Source organism: Psychrobacter sp. 1U2 (assembly GCF_051847575.1).
Genome location: NZ_JBPYDC010001176.1, coordinates 1 through 679 on the forward strand (window position 1 = coordinate 1; position 679 = coordinate 679).

A 679-nucleotide genomic window follows, 5' to 3' on the forward strand; every position below is an offset into this window, starting at 1 on the left:
CCGTTATCGTTAACCAGTGAAATAAACTTACACAGCTCAGCACTGATACCAGAAGAGTATCTGCATGATGTACACCAGCGCCTATTATTTTATAAACGGATTAGTAACGCGGATAGTAAAGAAACCTTGATCGACATACGTACTGAAATGATCGACCGTTTTGGCGTGCTGCCAGATCAAACCAAGCAGCTATTTGCCATTCATGACCTGCGCTTACAGACAGAGCCATTAAAAATTAACAAAATTGATGCCAATAGTCATAGTGTGACCTTAGAATTTGCGCCTGATACACCAGTTGACGCGCTGGCAATCATTAAATTGATTCAATCTGATGGTCAACGTTATCGTATGAACGGCGCTTCAGGTATTCGTTATAATGACGCCGATAAACTTGAGACACCGCAGCAGCGGGTCACTGCTATCCAAGAGCTACTGCAGTATTTTAGCGAACATACAGTAGCCGAAACAGCTTAAAAACGTGTTCTGTTTTCTTTAGTCAAGGGCGTTATATTGTTATCATCTTGCCTCAATATAAAACACAGTTTTGATAGATAAGTATGATCAGTAGTAGGTATGTGTGAATGTTTAACACGTCGTTACAGATAACTGATAAAATAGCGCCATTATAGATAACTGTTAACTGATTTTATTGATATTTTATAACAAGAGAAGCCGTTAT

At 39.0% G+C, this 679-nt stretch carries 1 protein-coding gene; it reads left to right on the forward strand.

Annotation, left to right across the window (positions count from 1 at the left end):
• On the forward strand, positions 1–474 hold a 474-nt coding region (locus ACS8FD_RS21045; protein ID WP_439277298.1), incomplete at its 5' end, for a TRCF domain-containing protein.
• Positions 475–679 lie beyond the last annotated feature (205 nt).